At 58.9% G+C, this 18,218-nt stretch carries 14 protein-coding genes; 7 read left to right on the top strand and 7 right to left on the bottom strand.

The window, feature by feature from the left end; genetic code table 11:
- Window positions 1–6 precede the first annotated feature (6 nt).
- Complete coding sequence (locus V6N02_RS04720) at window positions 7–624, bottom strand: thiamine phosphate synthase (protein ID WP_371224338.1); 618 nt, start codon at window positions 622–624, stop codon at window positions 7–9.
- A 160-nt stretch (window positions 625–784) separates the two neighbouring features.
- On the opposite strand from V6N02_RS04720, the gene V6N02_RS04715 reads away from it, so the two are divergent.
- Genes V6N02_RS04715 through V6N02_RS04705 form a run of 3 tightly spaced genes read left to right on the top strand, consistent with a single transcriptional unit; the run spans window position 785 to window position 4,193 of the window.
- Window positions 785–1,528: an RNA methyltransferase gene (locus tag V6N02_RS04715; protein ID WP_371224337.1), complete on the top strand. Its 744-nt coding sequence runs from the start codon at window positions 785–787 to the stop codon at window positions 1,526–1,528.
- Window positions 1,529–1,577: 49 nt separating this feature from the next.
- Entirely contained in the window at window positions 1,578–2,717 is a 1,140-nt protein-coding gene (ctaA, locus tag V6N02_RS04710; RefSeq protein ID WP_371224336.1) for a heme A synthase, read from the top strand.
- Window positions 2,718–2,720: 3 nt separating this feature from the next.
- Window positions 2,721–4,193, top strand: coding sequence for a carboxypeptidase M32 (locus tag V6N02_RS04705; protein WP_371224335.1), 1,473 nt, complete (start codon window positions 2,721–2,723; stop codon window positions 4,191–4,193).
- 44 nt (window positions 4,194–4,237) lie between these two features.
- On the opposite strand, the gene V6N02_RS04700 is transcribed toward V6N02_RS04705, so the two are convergent.
- The 3 genes from V6N02_RS04700 to V6N02_RS04690 all read right to left on the bottom strand — a co-directional run bounded on the left by V6N02_RS04700 (window position 4,238) and on the right by V6N02_RS04690 (window position 7,785).
- A complete protein-coding gene (locus V6N02_RS04700) occupies window positions 4,238–6,112 on the bottom strand; it encodes a polysaccharide biosynthesis protein (RefSeq protein ID WP_371224334.1) in 1,875 nt (624 codons plus the stop codon).
- A 219-nt stretch (window positions 6,113–6,331) separates the two neighbouring features.
- On the bottom strand, window positions 6,332–6,943 hold the full coding sequence (locus V6N02_RS04695) for a sugar transferase (protein ID WP_371224333.1): 612 nt from the start codon (window positions 6,941–6,943) through the stop codon (window positions 6,332–6,334).
- Window positions 6,940–7,785: an NAD-dependent epimerase/dehydratase family protein gene (locus tag V6N02_RS04690; RefSeq protein WP_371224332.1), complete on the bottom strand. Its 846-nt coding sequence runs from the start codon at window positions 7,783–7,785 to the stop codon at window positions 6,940–6,942. The genes V6N02_RS04695 and V6N02_RS04690 overlap by 4 nt, the downstream gene beginning before the upstream one ends.
- 119 nt (window positions 7,786–7,904) lie before the next feature.
- Between V6N02_RS04690 and V6N02_RS04685 the strand changes: the two genes are divergently transcribed.
- Window positions 7,905–9,014 (top strand): polysaccharide biosynthesis/export family protein, encoded by a 1,110-nt coding sequence (locus V6N02_RS04685; protein WP_371224331.1) that lies wholly within the window; start codon window positions 7,905–7,907, stop codon window positions 9,012–9,014.
- 98 nt (window positions 9,015–9,112) lie between these two features.
- On the opposite strand, the gene gyrA is transcribed toward V6N02_RS04685, so the two are convergent.
- Complete coding sequence (gene gyrA / locus V6N02_RS04680) at window positions 9,113–11,854, bottom strand: DNA gyrase subunit A (protein WP_371224330.1); 2,742 nt, start codon at window positions 11,852–11,854, stop codon at window positions 9,113–9,115.
- Between the two features lie 203 nt (window positions 11,855–12,057).
- Between gyrA and V6N02_RS04675 the strand changes: the two genes are divergently transcribed.
- Entirely contained in the window at window positions 12,058–12,327 is a 270-nt protein-coding gene (locus tag V6N02_RS04675) for an usg protein (RefSeq protein ID WP_371224329.1), read from the top strand.
- Window positions 12,328–12,389: 62 nt separating this feature from the next.
- On the opposite strand, the gene V6N02_RS04670 is transcribed toward V6N02_RS04675, so the two are convergent.
- Both V6N02_RS04670 and hemB read right to left on the bottom strand, forming a co-directional pair.
- Window positions 12,390–12,950, bottom strand: coding sequence for a lipid-binding SYLF domain-containing protein (locus V6N02_RS04670; RefSeq protein ID WP_371224328.1), 561 nt, complete (start codon window positions 12,948–12,950; stop codon window positions 12,390–12,392).
- A gap of 138 nt (window positions 12,951–13,088) precedes the next feature.
- Window positions 13,089–14,084 carry a porphobilinogen synthase gene (hemB, locus tag V6N02_RS04665; protein WP_371224327.1) on the bottom strand — a complete coding sequence of 332 codons (996 nt, stop codon included), beginning with the start codon at window positions 14,082–14,084 and terminating at the stop codon, window positions 13,089–13,091.
- 122 nt (window positions 14,085–14,206) lie between these two features.
- Here hemB and V6N02_RS04660 point away from each other — a divergent pair, with 122 nt between their 5' ends.
- Window positions 14,207–14,740 carry a component of SufBCD complex gene (locus V6N02_RS04660; RefSeq protein ID WP_371224326.1) on the top strand — a complete coding sequence of 178 codons (534 nt, stop codon included), beginning with the start codon at window positions 14,207–14,209 and terminating at the stop codon, window positions 14,738–14,740.
- A gap of 19 nt (window positions 14,741–14,759) precedes the next feature.
- Entirely contained in the window at window positions 14,760–18,218 is a 3,459-nt protein-coding gene (gene mfd, locus V6N02_RS04655; RefSeq protein WP_371224325.1) for a transcription-repair coupling factor, read from the top strand.

The raw sequence follows: 18,218 nt of genomic DNA, 5'->3' as shown, positions 1-18,218 counted from the left end.
TAGCCGTTACATATGACCGATCAAGGCGCCGAGAGCCGCTGAAGGATCGTCGTTCCGCCAAATCTCGTCCCCGATGCCAAAGAAATCAGTAAAAGGGGCCAATTGACGGATCAGATCGCCGTCCAGTGCCCCTTCGGCGACGACGGGGACTTCGATCATCTGCGACCACCAGTCAAACAGTTCGGCTTCCGCCCGCGATCCGTCGCCAAGTGCGCTGACTCCGACGGGGCCAAAGCTGATGTAATCGGCACCGGATTCTCCCGCACTCATCCCGTCATGGCGCGACGTGCCGCAAAACGCCCCGACCACCGCGTCAGGGCCCAGTTCCTTGCGGGCATAGCGCACCGTGCGAGCACCGTCTGTCAGGTGGACACCGTCCAGGCCCAAACGCTCGACCATCGCCAGATGGCTGTCGATGACAAGGGCGATATCGCGGGCATGGGTCACCTCGCGACAGGCGTCTGCGGCGCGGGCGATGCGATCTTCGTCCAGACTGGCCAAGGCCAGCCGCACACAGGCCACCTCATGTGCGTCCAACACGGCGGCAAGGCGGCCTGGGAACTGTGACAGCTCAAACTCGGGCGGGGTGATCAGGTAAATCTGTGGCTGCTCGACCTCGGCCATTTTCGGCGCTCCTGCAAAGTGTTTCAGCCCCTATAGCTTATGCGGGGGGACAAGGCCAAGAGGCTGGTTTGTGGAACGTATTTTTGGAACGGGATAGGGGCCGGGGGTTTTCAGGGCGTGTAGTGTGATTTAAGAGGCGGAGACTTTTGGAGAGATGATTATGCCGTCAGATAAAGCGCAGCCCGCGTTTGTCCTGGTGCGCCCGCAAATGGGCGAAAACATCGGCGCGGCCGCACGAGCGATGTGGAATTTCGGATTGGACCGGATGCGCATTGTCGGTCCGCGCGATGGATGGCCCAATCAGAAGGCGGTTGCCATGGCCTCAGGGGCTGGACGATTGTTGGATGAGGCGGTGTTAAGTGATGACTTGGCCATATCGCTGGAGGATTGCCATTTTGTCTTCGCCACCACCGCGCGGGCGCGCGACCTGACCAAACCGGTGTTTACGCCTGAGCGTGCGATGCAGCTGGCCGCAGAGGAAATCAAAGAAGGGCAACGGGTTGCGGTGCTTTTTGGCCCTGAAAGAGCCGGGTTGGAGAATGACGATATTGCCAAGGCCAATGCGATTATCAATGTGCCTGTGAACCCGGAGTTTGCCTCGCTGAATCTGGCGCAATGCGTGCTGTTGACCGGTTATGAGTGGCAGCGGGCGACGGTTGAAGCCCAGGCCGAACGGGTGGAAATGGCCGGTGCCGATTGGGCCGATCAGCGCGAGATTGAGGCGCTGGCAAAGCATTATGAAGAGCGCATGGAAGAGGCCGGTTTCTTTTTCCCTACGCACAAGGCCGAGAGCATGAAGATCAACCTGCGCAACATGTGGAGCCGGATGCCCCTGACCAATGCGGATGCCAAGATGTTGCACGGGGTGATGCGGCAGATGGTCCGCTGGAAGGAGCGGGATTGAAGCCAGCCCCCCGGCGCACTACCGTTGCGCAAAGAATTGAGGACAAACGATGAGCGGCAAGCGCAGCATCTTTGAAGAGGTCGGGCAGGATACGCCCAAACCCGAGGCCCCCAAAGGCGGGATGATTGATCAGGGCCGACGCGGGGCGCGAGGCGCGATCCGGGTGTGGTTGATGATTTTGTTCGCTCTCGTCGTGATCATGATCGCCGTTGGCGGGCTGACCCGGCTGACCGATAGCGGGCTCAGCATAACCGAATGGAAGCCGGTGACCGGTGCCTTGCCCCCGATGAGCGCCGAAGCGTGGCAGACCGAGTTCGAAAAGTACCGCGCCATTCCCGAATACCAGTTGCAAAACAAGGGCATGTCCCTTGAAGAGTTCAAGGTGATCTATTGGTGGGAATGGGGGCACCGGCAGTTGGGCCGCGTGATCGGGTTGGTTTGGGCGATCGGGTTTTTCGGCTTTCTGGCCGCACGGCAAATCCCCGTGGGCTGGACCGGACGGCTGGCATTGCTGGGCGTCTTGGGGGGCGTACAAGGGGCGATTGGCTGGTGGATGGTGTCCTCGGGCCTGACCGGTGCGATGCTGGATGTCGCCAGTTACCGGTTGGCGACGCATCTGGGGCTGGCCTTTGTGATCCTGGGCTTCATCGCCTGGTACATCATGATGCTGGGCCGCGAGGAGCGCGAATTGATGCAGGCGCGGCGCGCGCGCGAGGCCAAGCTGCTTGGTCTGTCGACCGGCTGGTTGCATTTCGCATTTCTGCAAATCCTCATCGGGGCGCTGGTGGCCGGGATTGACGCGGGCCGTACCTTTACCGATTGGCCGTTAATGGGCGGCAGTCTGATCCCGGAAGACTTCTGGATGGCGGAGCTGGGGCTGCGCAACCTGTTTGAAAACCCAGGCTTCGTGCAATTCATGCACCGCATCACCGGCTATCTGCTGCTGGGCTTTGCGATCATGGTGTGGTCAAAGGGCCGCCGGTCGGCCAATCGCGAGACGCAGTTTGCCTTCCATCTGGCCTTTATCGCGTTGATCGGACAGGTGCTGTTGGGCATCATCACGGTGATGTATGTCGCGCCGTGGCATCTGGCGATCATGCATCAGCTGTTGGCGGTGATCCTGTGGGTGCTGATCCTGCGTGCCCGTTTCCTCAGCCAATACCCCCAAGCGCAATCGGTCAGAGGATAGATCATGACTGCTTTTGAAGAGTTGATCGCGTTTACCCGCGACACCGAGGCGCTGGGGCAGGTGGCAGGCCGTCTTGGCTGGGATCAGGAAACCATGATGCCACGCGGTGCTGCAGGCCAGCGGGCCGAGGAAAGCGGTGCTTTGCAATCGGTGATCCACGCGCGACGCACCGATGCGCGGATTGGTGAGTGGCTGGAAGCGGCCGAGGACGAAACGCTGGATCAGGCAGGTGAAGCCATGCTGCGTCATATCCGGCGCGATTATGGCCGGCTTGTGCGCGTACCCGGTGATCTGGCCGTTGCACTGGCCAAGCTGACCAGCCGGGCACAGGGAGTCTGGGCCGAGGCGCGCGAGGCGGACGATTTTGCCAGTTTTGCACCGGTGTTGGATGAAGTTCTGGCGCTGAAACGGCAGGAAGGTGCCGCAATGGCCGATGGCGGTGATGTCTATGACGCCTTGTTGGACGACTACGAACCCCAGACCACCGCCGCCGATATTCAGATCTTGTTCGATGCGATGCGCCCCGGCCTGGTAGCATTGCGGGAGCAGGCCCTGGCCGGGAAAGATCCGGGCGGTGTCAGCGGGCAGTTTGACGAACAGGCGCAGATGAAACTCTCGCGCCAACTGGCTAAGGTGTTTGGATATGACATGGCGCGGGGCCGGGTGGACAAGGCCGTGCATCCGTTTTCCAGCGGATCAGGTGATGACGTGCGCATCACCACGCGCACCAGTGCCGAGGATCCGTTCAACTGCATCTATTCGACCATCCACGAGGTTGGGCATGGCTGTTATGAACAAAACATCGCCTCCGAGTATCGGTTGACGCCATTAGGGCAGGGCGTGTCGATGGGGGTGCATGAAAGCCAAAGCCGGATTTACGAGAATCAACTGGGGCGGAGCCGGGCATTTTGCGGCTGGCTTTATAGTCAGATGCGGGACGCCTTCGGCGATTTCGGTATCGAAAGTGAAGATGCGTTTTATGCTGCGGTGAACCGCGTACAGCGTGGGTTTATCCGCACCGAGGCGGATGAGGTGCAATACAACCTGCACATCATGCTGCGTTTTGATCTGGAGCGTGCGCTGGTCGCCGGTGATCTGGAGGTTGGCGATCTGGAAGCGGCGTGGAATGACCGTTTCAAGGCGGATTTCGGCTACGACATCGCGCGCCCTTCAGACGGGGTGTTGCAGGACGTGCACTGGTCGGTTGGCCTGTTTGGCTATTTCCCGACCTACAGTCTAGGCAATGTTTATGCCGGGTGCTTGCATAGCGCGCTGCGTCAGGCGCAGCCTGATCTGGACGACGCGCTGGCGGCGGGTGATTTGACCCCGGCCACGACGTGGCTGCGCGAAGCGGTGCAGGTGCATGGGGGCTTGTACGCTCCGCGCGAGGTGATCACCCGGGCCTGCGGGATGGAACCCTCATCCGAACCGTTGATGACCTATCTGGATCAAAAGTTCGGGGCGCTTTACGCTTAACTCAGGTTGGCCGATTACAGCCAAGCCCGCCTGACTCCATTGTTTCAAAGGCGCAGCGCGATCTCGTCAGTATCTGACTTTTCGATCCATTTGCTGAGGATTGCTGTCAAGCCTGCACGGTCACGAGTTTCAACAACATGGCGCAGTGAGTGCAAGACATTGGCCATCTCGATCTCGGAGAGATGCGATTCCTGCGCGCGCAAAATCTTGGGGTGGGGCGTGGTCAGCATGTCCGAGCCAATCAGCAGTTCTTCATGCAGTTTCTCACCGGGGCGCAGGCCCGTGATCTCGATCTCGATCTCGCCACCGGGGTTATCAGCGTCACGCACACTCAACCCGGCGCCCTCGATCATCTGACGGGCCACCTTCAGCACTTGTACGGGCTTGCCCATATCCAGCACAAAGACATCGCCGCCACGGGCAAAAGACCCGGCCAACAGCACAAGGCGGACGGCCTCGGGGATGGTCATGAAATAGCGAGTGACGTCCGTATGGGTCAGGGTGACGGGGCCGCCTTTCGCGATCTGCTCCTGAAACAGTGGAATGACCGAGCCGCTTGACCCCAGGACATTGCCGAAGCGGACCATGGAAAACCGCGTGTCTGTCGACCGGGTGGCCAAATCCTGCACCGCCATTTCGGCAAGCCGTTTCGAGGCCCCCATCGCAGAAGAGGGGCGCACGGCCTTATCCGTCGACACAAGGATAAAGCGCTCAACCTTCGCCTCGCGCGCGGCATCAGCCACGGTTTTCGTGCCCAGAACGTTGTTGCGCATGCCCTCAAGCGCGTTGGTTTCCACCAGTGGCACGTGCTTATAGGCCGCCGCGTGCAGCACGATATCGACCTTCATATCCTGCATGACTTCGGTCACGAGATACTTGTCACAGACCGACCCCAGAACCGTCTCAATATGAAGGTCTGGGGCGGCATTGCGCAATTCACGGTCGATACTGAACAGGGCATGCTCGCCGTGGTCCAGCAGGATCAGGCAATCAGGCCGGCACGAGAGCAACTGGCGACATATCTCGGACCCGATCGAGCCGCCCGCCCCGGTGATCAGAATACGCTGACCGGTATAGGCCTCGGTGCTGCCGGGCAGTTCTTCGTGCAAATGGTCGCGCCCCAGCAGGTCGGTATGTTCGATGCGCTTGATGTCGGACAGTGTGGTGGCGGTGTCTGCGACCAGATCGGCGAAGGAGGGCAGGGAATGGACCTCGATATCGATGGCGCTCAGACGCTTGATAATGCCATTGCGTACAGGATCACTGACGCTGGGCATGGCGAGGATGATGCGTTCCACCTGATACCGATCTATCAAGTGTGGTAAATCGGTCGAGGCATAGACCCGCAAACCAGCGATGGTCAGGTTTTGCATACGCAGATCATCATCGACAAACGCGACCGGCTGAACGGCGTCGTCGGTGGCCAGTGCCGAGGCCAATTGCTGACCGGTCTGGCCAGCGCCATAGATCAGGATGCGTTTGCGGGGGCTGCCTTTGTGATAGATTTGCAAAAGCAACTGACGCATCAGAAGGCGCGACATCACCGACAGGATCAGGAACAGCATGCCGGTGACCACATAAACATGTGGTGGTGTTGCCGGGCCCGACAGGAACAGCGCAGACGACAGACCAGCAGCGACCGTCATGACTGCCACAAAAGCCGAATCGACAACCCCCTGCATTTCATAGGCATTCAGCTTGATTTTATGCAAACCCAGAAGCACGGTCAGAACCGCTCCGGTACCCAGCATCAAAACCAGATCCAACCGAAGGTTTGACGGCATGCTCAGAATGACATCGTGGCCCAGAAGCAGGGCAATCGCCAACAGATGCGCAATGCCGATCAGCAGCACATCAATCGATAGAATAATCGCCCGTTTGTGGTTTCGGTTCAGCGCGACTACGAAATCGTAGAGCATCCAGCGTGTCCCCCGAGACCCGGGTGAGGCCCGTTTCTCTTGTTTTCATGTATGGTCATGCCACACGTTGTACTGGTGTCGGGATAACCGAAAAACGGTCTGACTGACAAGTATTGCGCACGGAACAGGGCGGTTTTAGCGTTGTTTCGTAGCAATTTGACCATGAAATGAGCAGAAACGGCCAAGTTCCGCCGATACCACTGGTTTTCAGTTCAAGTCTTATGCGCGTTTCAGAACCCGCGTGATCGTACGCCAGATCAGATAGCCATCATAACAGGCAGACTGGTTGCGCGCATAGATCAGATCAAGCTTGGCTTTGACGGGCACACAGCGGCGCAGATAGACGGCCTCGGTGTCTTGTGCGGTATGGCAGGCTGCCAAAAGCCGTTCTTCGGTCTTGTGAAAGATCAGGCTGGCCAACCCGGTGACACCCGGGCGGCATTTCAGGACCTCCGCGTAAAGCTCCGGACACAGCTCGACATAACGGCGCAGGGGCGGTCGGGGACCGACAAAGCTGATATCCCCACGCAGGATATTCAGCAGCTGTGGCATCTCATCGGCCCTGTAATGGCGCAGCCGCGCGCCCAATGGCGTAATCCGGCTTGATTTATCGCCACCAGAGACGCCGCTATCCTCGGCTGCTGTGGTCATGGTGCGGAACTTCCAGAGCATGAATGCCTGATCGGGCGTTTTCATGCGCTCCGAGCGATACAGGATCGGGCGGCCATCGGCGATGAGGATGCGGAAGGCCACGTAGAGGATCAGCGGTGACAGCAGCACGATAAAGAACAGGGCCAGGCAGATATCCATAAGCCGTTTTGAGAAAGTCATTCTGGATCCCGGAACTGTTGCCAATCTGCGATCATGTCTTCGGCCGTTCTATGCAAGCTTATCTGGGGCAGCAAGCGTGTCAGACGCTGTGCCTTCAAGGTTACGATCTGGGTGGCCCCATCGGGCGCGGGTTGCCACTCGATGTCTTGCCCGGCCGCCCGGGCCAGATCGGCCATGGCAACCGGATCGGGCGTGGCGACATTCAGGATGTCAGGCAGGTCCGCGACGGGCAAAGCGGACAATGCGCTTAGAATTCGGACCAGATCACCGGGGCTGAGATAGCTGCGCAGCGGCCCGGCGTCATTTTCAAACCGATCCAGCCGAACCGGGCCCTGCGTGGTCAGGGCAGGCGCGAGGCTATCGGCGCCCACCACATTGGCAAGACGCAAACAGACGTGATGTGCGTGATCATCGGCGAACCCTGCCACCCGCGCCTCCATCGCCAGCTTGGACTGCCCATATGGCCCATGCGGTTTTGGGGTCGTGGTTTCTTCCAGATCAGCGCCGGGGCCATAGACCGCGGCGGAGGACAGATGCAACACGCGGCGCGCTCCGCAGGCCCTGGCCACCGCCCGCGTGGCGTCGGCCAAGCTGATGTTCTGGTCGAGGGTCGCGGCATCACCGGATGTTTTTCCCCAAAGCGCCACCACGCTGTCACAGGAGGGCAGATCGGGCAGGGGAGACCCCGCCTCTAACAACAGATCGGCTGGCGGGTGTCGCGCGGCGAAAACCGGATGCACCGGTGAAGCGGGCCACATGCCCCACGCCTTGCGCAAGAGATGTCCCAATCGGCCGTTAGCCCCGGTGACTAGAATACGTGGTTTTTGCGCTGTTTCGGTCACGTTTATGTGCTGTCAGTGAGGGGGCTAATTTTTTCATTGTATACCAGCACTGGGGCAGGTTAGGGAATAGACCTAGTACATATAGTATCCACAGCCTGTGGAGGCGGCCTTTGGCAAACTTGAAACGATCCGTTATTTTTCTGGGACTTAGCTTGGTTTTGGCGGGATGTTCGCTTCCACGCGGGGCCGCTCTGCAAAACGAAGTTCTGAACGAAAGCGAATCTGAAACGCCAAGTTTCCAGGTTGTGAATGTCACGCGCGATATCACGCCGTCGCTGGCAACCTGGCCCGCGACAGGATGGGCAGGTCACTACCATTGGTTTGGATCCGACACCGGGCCCGACTCGTCGGTCATTCAAACCGGCGATGTTTTGTCCATCGCGATTTGGGATAACCAGGAGAATTCTCTCCTGTCTGGCGACGGGGCCAAGCTAACTTCGCTGCCTCCCATGACCGTCTCGTCTGCGGGTAAGATTTACATGCCCTATGTCGGTGAGGTGTCGGTGCGCGGAATGAGCCAGCCTGCGGCGCGCAACCGCCTGCAGGAAAGCCTTGATGACATCGCACCTTCCGCACAGGTGCAATTGTCTGTTGAACAGGGTCGCAACAATTCGATTGACCTGGTCAGCGGCGTTGGAAATCCCGGGCGTTATCCTCTGGAGAACCGCAACACCAAGATCCTGACTGCGCTGGCTTTGGGGGGTGGAATATCGTCGAACCTGCGCCATCCTCTGGTGCGCCTGCAACGCGGTGGACGCACTTACGAAACGCGCGCCGATGCGCTGCTTCGGGATGCGAACCGCAATGTCCGCCTGCGCGGTGGCGATCAGATTGCCGTTGTCGAGGATGACCGCACCTTCAATGTGCTGGGTGCTGCCAGCCAGGAAAGCGTTATCTACTTCGAGAAAGAAGAGATGAGCGCGATGGAAGCGCTGTCGGCGATGGGCGGGCTGCAGGATAGCCGGGCCAATCCCAAGGGCATTCTGATCTTGCGTGAATATGAGGCCGATGACCTCAAGCCGGGTCTGAGCGGGCCGGACATGCGGCAGGTGGTGTTCACGGTCAACCTGACCAATGCAGATGGCTTGTTTGCGGCGCGCCAGTTTATGATTCAGCCGGGGGATACGCTTCTGGCGACGGAATCGCCTGTCACCGCCGCCCAGACCATTCTGGGGCTCTTGGGCACCGTTGTTGGCTTTAGCGCGACGGTGAACAACCTGACAGACTGATTTTCGGTCACACCTGACAAACAAAAAACGGCCCCGGATGAAACTCCCGGGGCCGTTTTTTGATCTGTCCGCTCACAAAGCGGTTAGGAAGGACAAGCCTATTCAGCGGGTTCCACAGCGTCTTCTTCCTCTTCCCCCTGATCGGCGATCCATGCAACCGACACGACCTGCTCACCCTTGCCGGTGTCAAACACCTTGACCCCCCCGGCGCTGCGCGACCGGAAGGAAATCCCTTCGACCGGTACGCGGATAGATTGCCCCTTGGAGGTGGCCAGCATGATCTGGTCCGGCAACTCAACCGGGAAAGAGGCCACCAGCGGTCCACCGCGCATGGCCTTGTCCATGGCCTGTACACCTATGCCGCCACGCCCGCGGACAGGGTAATCGTGGCTGGAGCTGAGCTTGCCAGCGCCTTGCGCGCTGATCGTCAGGATCAGGTTTTCTGCGGCCTGCATTTCTTCGAACCGCTCAGAGCTGATCGCGGCATCGGCGTTCCCCTCGTCATCACTGGCACCTTCTTCATCGGCCCCGGCCATCTGGCGACGCATCTTGAGGTAAGCGGCGCGTTCATCGGCTGTTGCCTCGAAATGACGGATGACCGACATCGACACAACCGAATCCTCACCCTGAAGCCTGATACCGCGCACACCCGTGGAATCCCGGCCCTTGAAGACCCGCACCTCGGTGGTGGGGAAGCGGATCGCCCGGCCACTGGTCGTGACCAGCATCACGTCATCCTCTTCCGAACATATCCGCGCATTGACCAGCATGGTCCCGTCATCGGGCAGTTTCATTGCGATCTTGCCGTTCGATTTGACATTGGTGAAGTCGGACAGCGCATTGCGCCGAACATCCCCGGCCGAGGTTGCAAAGAAAATCTGTAGTTCTGACCAGTCTTCCTCGGGTACGTCCACCGGCATGATCGCGGCGATGCTCACGCCTTGTGGGATAGGCAGGATATTAACGATGGCCTTGCCCTTGGAGGTGCGTCCGCCCAAGGGCAGGCGCCATGTCTTGAGCTTGTAGACCATCCCATCGGTGGTGAAGAACAACAGTTGCGTATGGGTGTTGGCCACGAAAAGGGTGGTAACAACGTCCTCTTCCTTGGTCTGCATCCCGCCGACACCCTTGCCGCCGCGTTTTTGCGCTCGGAAATCAGCCAGGGCGGTACGTTTGATATAGCCACCCGATGTGACCGTGACGACCATGTCTTCGCGTTCGATAAGATCTTCGTCGTCCATATCACCGGACCAATCGACAATCTCGGTGCGGCGTGGAACGGCAAATTGTTCGCGTACCTCTTTGAGTTCATTGGAGATAATCTCCATGATCCGCTCACGGCTGGCCAGAATGGCAAGGTATTCCTTGATCTTACCTGCCAGCTCCTGCAGCTCGTCCGTGACTTCCTTGACGCCGATCTGGGTCAGGCGTTGCAGGCGCAATTCGAGAATGGCGCGGGCCTGTGTTTCGGACAGGTTATAGGTGCCGTCGTCATTGGCGGTGTGGGTCGGATCATCAATCAGTGCGATGTATTCAAGAATATCCTGCGCCGGCCAGGGTCGGGTCATCAGCCGTTCACGTGCCTCGGCGGCATCGGCAGAGCTGCGGATCGTGGCGACGATCTCATCCACATTGGTAACGGCTACGGCCAGACCACACAGGATGTGGCTGCGTTCGCGCGCCTTGCGCAATTCAAACGCGGTGCGTCTTGCAACGACCTCTTCTCGGAAGGTGATGAAGGAACTGAGAAACCGGTAGAGCGTAAGTTGCTCGGGGCGACCACCATTCAGGGCCAGCATATTGCAGCCGAAATAGGTCTGCATGGGAGTGAACCGGAACAGTTGATTCAACACCACCTCGGCGGTGGCATCCCGTTTTAGTTCCACCACCACGCGCACGCCGTTTCGATCGGATTCGTCCTGCACATGCGAGATACCTTCGATGCGCTTTTCGCGCGCGGCTTCGGCGATCTTCTCGATCATCGCCGCCTTGTTCACCTGATAAGGAATCTCATCAATAACAATGGCGTAGCGGTCTTTCCTAATCTCCTCAACGCGGGTTTTCGAACGTACGATGACGCTGCCGCGCCCTTCAAGATAGGCTTTGCGCGCACCCGAACGGCCCAGCATGATACCACCCGTCGGGAAATCAGGACCCGGCACATATTCGATCAGTTCTTCGCTGCTCAGATCCGGGTTGTCGATCAGGGCCAGCGTAGCGTCCACAACTTCTCCCAGATTGTGGGGCGGAATATTGGTGGCCATACCGACGGCAATACCACCCGCGCCGTTGACCAACATATTGGGAAAGCGGGCGGGCAGGACGGTGGGTTCGCGATCTTTGCCGTCGTAATTATCCTGAAAATCAACCGTGTCTTTTTCGATATCCGACAGCAGGCTGGCCGCGGGCTTGTCCATGCGCACTTCGGTGTAACGCATGGCCGCCGGGTTATCGCCATCCATCGAGCCGAAATTGCCCTGACCATCCAGCAAGGGCAGTGACATCGAGAAATCCTGCGCCATGCGCACCAGAGCGTCATAGATCGCGCTGTCGCCGTGAGGGTGGTATTTACCCATGACATCGCCCACCGGGCGTGCCGACTTGCGATAGGCCTTGTCGTGGGTGTTTCCGGTTTCGTGCATCGCGTAAAGGATGCGCCGATGCACCGGTTTCAAGCCGTCGCGCAGATCGGGGATCGCCCGGCTGACGATCACGCTCATCGCGTAATCCAGATAGGATGTCTTCATCTCGTCTTCGATCGAGACGGAGGGTCCATCATAAGTGGGGCGCTGAGGCGGAATTTCCTCAGGGTTATCAGGATGTTCTGGGGTGTCGTTCACGTGGGTGCCTGTTCTGTCCGCAACATCTATATCTTGTTGTGATGACTATATCAGAGGCAGGATATGGGGTGCAATGCCTGTGAACCCTCACACTTAGCAGCCACACGCTACCACTGATAACATATTGTTTTTATTGAAAAGTAATTTCTACCTGGCATCATGTTTTCATAACCAATCAAAAACACAACCAACAGGAGCAGATTATGGAGACATCCGAGACAAAACTGATGCTGAAGGGATATGGGCTGACCACGGCGGAGTTCTTTTACCACCTGCCGGATTATACCCATGTCCTGAACAGCTTTATCTGGCAGGACTACGACCTAGCCCCGGATCATCCGAAATTGTTTGAATTTGTCGAATTCTGGCAGCGTGAAATCGAGGGTCCGCTGCACTCGGTGCAGTTTACGCATCGCAAGCTGGTGGCCCCCGGAGAATGGCGCAATGTTGTGGGGGAGTTCACCCTGCATTAGCTGCCGCCAACGAAAAAGCCCGCCGGGTGAGGGCGGGCCTGTCCGAGAACATATCCGGGCAATCAGGGAATGATGCGATTGTACTTCATGCCTTCCAGCGACACACCGGCCAGCAACCCGGCCTGACCGAAGATCACCGCGATGACCGGGCTTGAGGCAGTTGTTGTTTCGGCCCGCAGATTCTCTGCGTAATCGTTAAACACATACTCAATGTCTGCGCCCGCTGCCCAGCCGGATGAACGGCGGAATTTCGACAGCGCGTCTTCAGTCATGAAAAACAGCACATGGGCAAACTGCTGTGCACCGATCTGCAGACCGAAGCTGCCCTTGGTGGCAGAATAGTAATCCACTGATGTCCCGCCCACGCGCAACGCGCCGCGCCCGTATCCGCCCCCGGCGAAAAAGCCCGCTTCGGTGATCAGCGGCATCACCAGCATGCCTGTCGCCTTTTGCGAAAGGGATCGCGTGTTGGGATAGTTGGTAAAGAGATAGTTCAGCGTCGTGTCGACGCGCGCGTCAATGCGTGATGCGCCGTCGCTGCCCACCCCGTTGCCGCATGCGGCCAGAAGGGGGGTTGCGCCAAGCGCGCCCAGCGTAAAGCTGCGTCTGGTAAGATGTGTCATGAGCCTGCTCGTTTATTGTTGCCTGACAAAATGTCGGTTTTTTCCACACCGATCTAATCGTCACTATAGGGGCTGACAGGTTAACTGTCACTAAACATTGTGGTGATGCGCAAGATATCGCCCGATCAAACGGTGTTTTCAGGCCATTGCACGGGCGAGGTCCGGGGCGAAGTAGCTGAGCACGCCATCACAGCCAGCGCGTTTGAACGCCATCAGGCTTTCCATCATCGCGCGCTCGCCATCGATCCAGCCGTTTTGCGCTGCCGCCTTGATCATCGCATATTCGCCAGACACCTGGTAAGCAAAGGTGGGCGCGCCGAAGGTGTCTTTTACACGGCGACAGATATCCAGATACGGCATCCCGGGCTTGACCATTACCATATCGGCGCCTTCCGAGAGGTCCCTCTCGACAAGGCGCAGGGCCTCATCCGTATTGGCCGGGTCCATCTGATAGGTCTTCTTGTCACCTGTCAGTGCGCCGGAAGCACCAACCGCATCACGGAAGGGGCCGTAAAAGGCGCTGGCATATTTCGCCGCATAGCTGAGCAGCATGACGTTTTCATGGCCGTTGCTTTCCAGCGCCTGACGGATCGCGCCAATGCGCCCGTCCATCATGTCCGAGGGGCCGATGATGTCTACACCCGCTTCGGCCTGCGAGAGCGCCTGTTTGACAAGCGCCTTGATGGTTTCATCATTCACTATCACGCCATCACGGACAAACCCGTCATGGCCGGTGTCCGAATAGGGATCAAGCGCGACGTCAGTCATGATCGTGATCTCGGGTACGGCCGCCTTGATTGCCCGTGTGGCGCGGTTGGACAGATTGTCGGGATTCCACGCCTCGGCGCAATCCGAGGACCGGGCATCGGCATCCGTATAGGGGAAGAGGCAAATGGCGGGGATGCCCAGGTCGGCAGCTTCGCGCGCGGCCTCAACCACCTTGTCGACACTGCGCCGCATCACGCCGGGCATGGAGGGCACAGGCTCTTCTATGCCATCCCCGGCGCGCACGAAGACGGGCCAGATCATGTCAGCCGCACTAAGGGAATTCTCTGCCACCAACGCGCGAATAGAGGCGGATTTACGGGTGCGGCGCAGGCGGGTGGCCGGGAAGGGGGCAAGGGTTGGGCGCATGGATCAGGCTTTCAGAAATGTGTCGCCTTTGCTTGACATGAAATTTACCGCGTCTCAAGGGTAGGAATTGCCGCGCGTCGGCGTTACAAGGCGCGGCGACATCAACCCCGAGGCCCATCCAAGTGAACTGGTACGAAAGCGTATTTGAGCTGATCGACATGCGCAGCTTCAGCAACCTTTGGTTCTGGATTGCGCTGGCGGTGATGTGGTCCTCGACCAGCCACTGGGTGCTGGGCGTGCCTTGGGACACGGTGATGCGGGCGCGCAAGGAACGCGATGAAGACGGCGAAGCGGCGCGGGACCTGATGGATTTAGTGCGTATCAACGTCAATCGCGTGCTGCATATCACAAACCAGTCGGGCTTGTTGATCACCGGCTTTGTCTGTTTTGCCCTGACGGTGATGTTTCTGACTGGCTTTATATTTGGCAAGGAATTCGCCCAAGCTCTGTTTTTGTTAGGATTTCCGATTTCACTGGTGGCCATTTTATCGGTGCGCACCGCGCGTCGACTGCGGGCCGAGCAGCCAACTGGCGAAGCGTTGTTCAAGCGATTGCACACCCATCGGGTGATCACGCAGGTGATTGGCATGATCTCGATCTTCATCACGGCGATCTGGGGCATGTTGCAGAACATGAATGCCTCTGTCCTGTTCTGAGTGATCGGAACGCAAAACCATGACAACGCCAAACCAGATCACCGTCAGCGGCGCGCCCGAAGGGTTTGATGCCCGTCTGATCCTGAACGAACTTGAGGCGTGCGCTGGTCCCGTCGCCCATGTGGCGCGCGATGACAAACGCATGGCCGCCATGGCCGCCGCGCTGCGCTTCTTTGCGCCCGACATTCCGGTGATCCAGTTTCCAGGATGGGATTGCCTGGCCTATGACCGGGTGTCCCCCAATGCCGATATCTCGGCGGCGCGAATGGCCACACTGGCGGGGCTGGTGCATGGGATGCCGGATCGTTTCATCCTGCTGACCACGCTGAATGCGGTGACCCAGCGCTTACCCGCCCGCGAGGTGCTACGCGAGGCAGCCTTTACCGCTCGGATCGAGCATCAGATTGACGAGGCTGAACTGCGCGCCTTTCTGACCCGGATGGGATTTTCACAAGCCCCCACCGTGATGGAACCGGGCGATTACGCCGTGCGCGGCGGGATTATTGATATCTACCCGCCCGGTGATGGCGGCCCGGTGCGGCTGGATCTGTTCGGCGATGTGCTGGACGGGGTGCGCCGGTTTGACCCGGTGACACAACGCACGACCGAAAAGCTTGAGATGATCGAACTGGCCCCGGTCAGCGAGGTTATTCTGGACGAGGCTGCGATCCGGCGCTTCCGTCAGAATTATCGCATCGAGTTTGGCGCTGGCGGCGTGGATGATCCACTCTATGAGGCCGTGAGCGCGGGGCGCAAACATCAGGGCGTGGAACACTGGCTGCCGTTTTTTCATGACCGTCTGGAAACCCTGTTGGACTATCTGCCCCATGCGACAGTGGTTCTGGATGATCAGGTCACACCCGCCCGCCTGGCCCGGTGGGAGGCCATTACCGATCAATACGAGGCGCGTCAGCACGCCCTCAGCCAGAAAGCACGCGAGGATACGATCTATAAACCGATCCCGCCGGGCTTGCTCTATCTGGATGATGTCGCTTGGGGCGAGGCCGTGAAAGAGCACCGCGTGCTGCAGCTCTCGGCGCTTCCGCAAGCCACCGGACCGGGGGTGATCGATGCTGGCGGCCGGATTGGCCGTGACTTTGCACCTGAGCGTCAACAGGAAAGTATCAGCCTTTTTGGCGCCCTGAAAACCCATATTGAGGCGCGCATGGCCGAGGGTCCCGTGCTGTTAGCCAGCTATTCCGAAGGCGCGCGCGAGCGCATGGAGGGTCTGTTGGAGGATGAGGGGCTGATTGGGGCGGTGACCGTCACATCGGCCAAATCCATCGATAAGCGGGGCCTGCATTTGGCGGTTTGGCCGCTGGAACATGGCTTTGCCGCGCCCGAGCTGACCGTGATCGCCGAGCAGGATATCCTGGGCGACCGGTTGATCCGTGCGCCCAAACGCCGTCGCAGGGCCGAGAATTTCCTGACCGAGACCCAAAGTCTGAGTCCCGGGAATCTGGTTGTGCATGTGGATCACGGCATCGGGCGCTATCACGGGCTTGAGGTGATCACGGCGGCCGGGGCCGCGCATGAATGCCTCGCACTGGAATATGCTGAAAAAGCGCGGCTGTTCCTTCCGGTGGAAAATATCGAACTGCTCAGCCGGTATGGACATGAAGAGGGGTTGTTGGATCGCCTTGGCGGCGGGGCATGGCAATCCAAAAAAGCCAAGCTGAAAGAGCGTATTCGCGAGATGGCGGATCGCCTGATCCGGATCGCAGCCGAACGCGCATTGCGCAGGGCCCCGGTGCTGGAACCCGAACATCACGCCTGGGAAGAATTCTCGGCGCGGTTTCCCTATACTGAAACCGATGATCAACTCAGCGCCATTGAGGACGTGCTGGGCGATCTTGAAGCCGGCACGCCAATGGATCGCTTGATTTGCGGCGATGTGGGTTTTGGCAAGACCGAAGTGGCGATGCGCGCGGCTTTCGTGGCGGCAATGCAGGGGCAGCAGGTTGCGGTGATTGCGCCCACAACCCTTTTGGCGCGCCAGCATTATCAAAGCTTTGCCGAACGGTTCCGCGGGTTTCCTGTCACCGTGCGCCCGCTCAGTCGGTTTGTCACCGTGGGCGACGCCAACAAGACGCGTGAGGGGATGGCCAACGGACAGGTTGATATCGTGGTGGGTACACATGCTTTGCTGGCCAAGAACATCCGTTTCAAGAACCTCGGCTTGCTGGTGATCGACGAGGAACAACGTTTTGGTGTCGGGCATAAAGAACGGCTGAAACAGCTGCGCAGTGACGTGCATGTTCTGACCCTGACCGCTACGCCGATTCCGCGCACCCTGCAACTGAGCCTGTCGGGGGTGCGTGATCTGTCGATCATCGGGACACCGCCGGTCGATCGTCTGTCGATCCGCACCTATGTCAGCGAATTCGACTCAGTCACTATCCGCGAGGCGCTGTTGCGCGAACATTATCGCGGCGGGCAAAGCTTTTACGTGGTGCCGCGCATCAAGGACCTGCCCGAGATCGAAGAGTTCATGCAAAATCAGGTGCCCGAGGTGACCTATGTGGTGGCCCATGGCCAGATGGCCGCGCGCGAGTTGGACGACCGGATGAACGCATTTTATGATGGCAAGTACGATGTGCTGTTGGCCACAACGATTGTGGAAAGCGGCCTTGATATCCCGACGGCCAACACGATGGTGGTGCACCGTGCCGATATGTTTGGTCTTGCACAGCTCTATCAGATCCGGGGCCGGGTGGGGCGCTCCAAGGCGCGGGCATATGCGTATCTCACCACGAAACCGCGGGTGCCATTGACCCCTGCGGCCGAGAAACGGCTGCGCGTGCTGGGTTCGCTGGATACGCTGGGGGCCGGGTTCACATTGGCCTCGCAAGACCTGGACATTCGCGGGGCAGGCAATCTTCTGGGCGAAGAGCAATCTGGTCAGATGCGCGATGTAGGGTATGAACTTTACCAATCCATGCTGGAAGAGGCGATTGCCAAGATCAAGGCCGGGGAACTGGAAGGGCTGTCAGATGCCGATGATCAATGGGCGCCGCAAATCAATCTGGGCGTGCCGGTTCTGATCCCTGAAAAATACGTGCCTGATCTGGATGTCCGCCTAGGATTATATCGTCGTCTCAGCAGTTTACACACCAAAGTTGAACTAGAAGGCTTTGCCGCCGAACTGATCGATCGCTTTGGCAAACTGCCGCGCGAGGTCAATATGCTGATGCTGGTGGTGCGGATCAAGGCGATGTGCAAACGGGCCGGGATTGCCAAGCTGGATGGCGGACCGAAGGGGGCAACGATCCAGTTCCACAACGATAAATTCGCCTCGCCTCAGGGGCTGGTTGAATTCATTCAGGCCCAGAACGGGTTGGCCAAGGTGCGCGACAACAAGATCGTTGTGCGCCGTGATTGGCGCAAGGAAGCCGATAAGCTGAAAGGCGCTTTCGCCATTGCCCGTGACTTGGCCGAGAAGCTGATTGCCGAGAAGAAGCGCAAGAAAGGTGGCTGA

This window comes from Roseovarius conchicola (assembly GCF_041403425.1).
GTDB lineage: Bacteria > Pseudomonadota > Alphaproteobacteria > Rhodobacterales > Rhodobacteraceae > Roseovarius > Roseovarius conchicola.
Note: the sequence above shows the minus strand (reverse complement) of the source record. Positions and strands in the feature narration are given on the sequence as shown.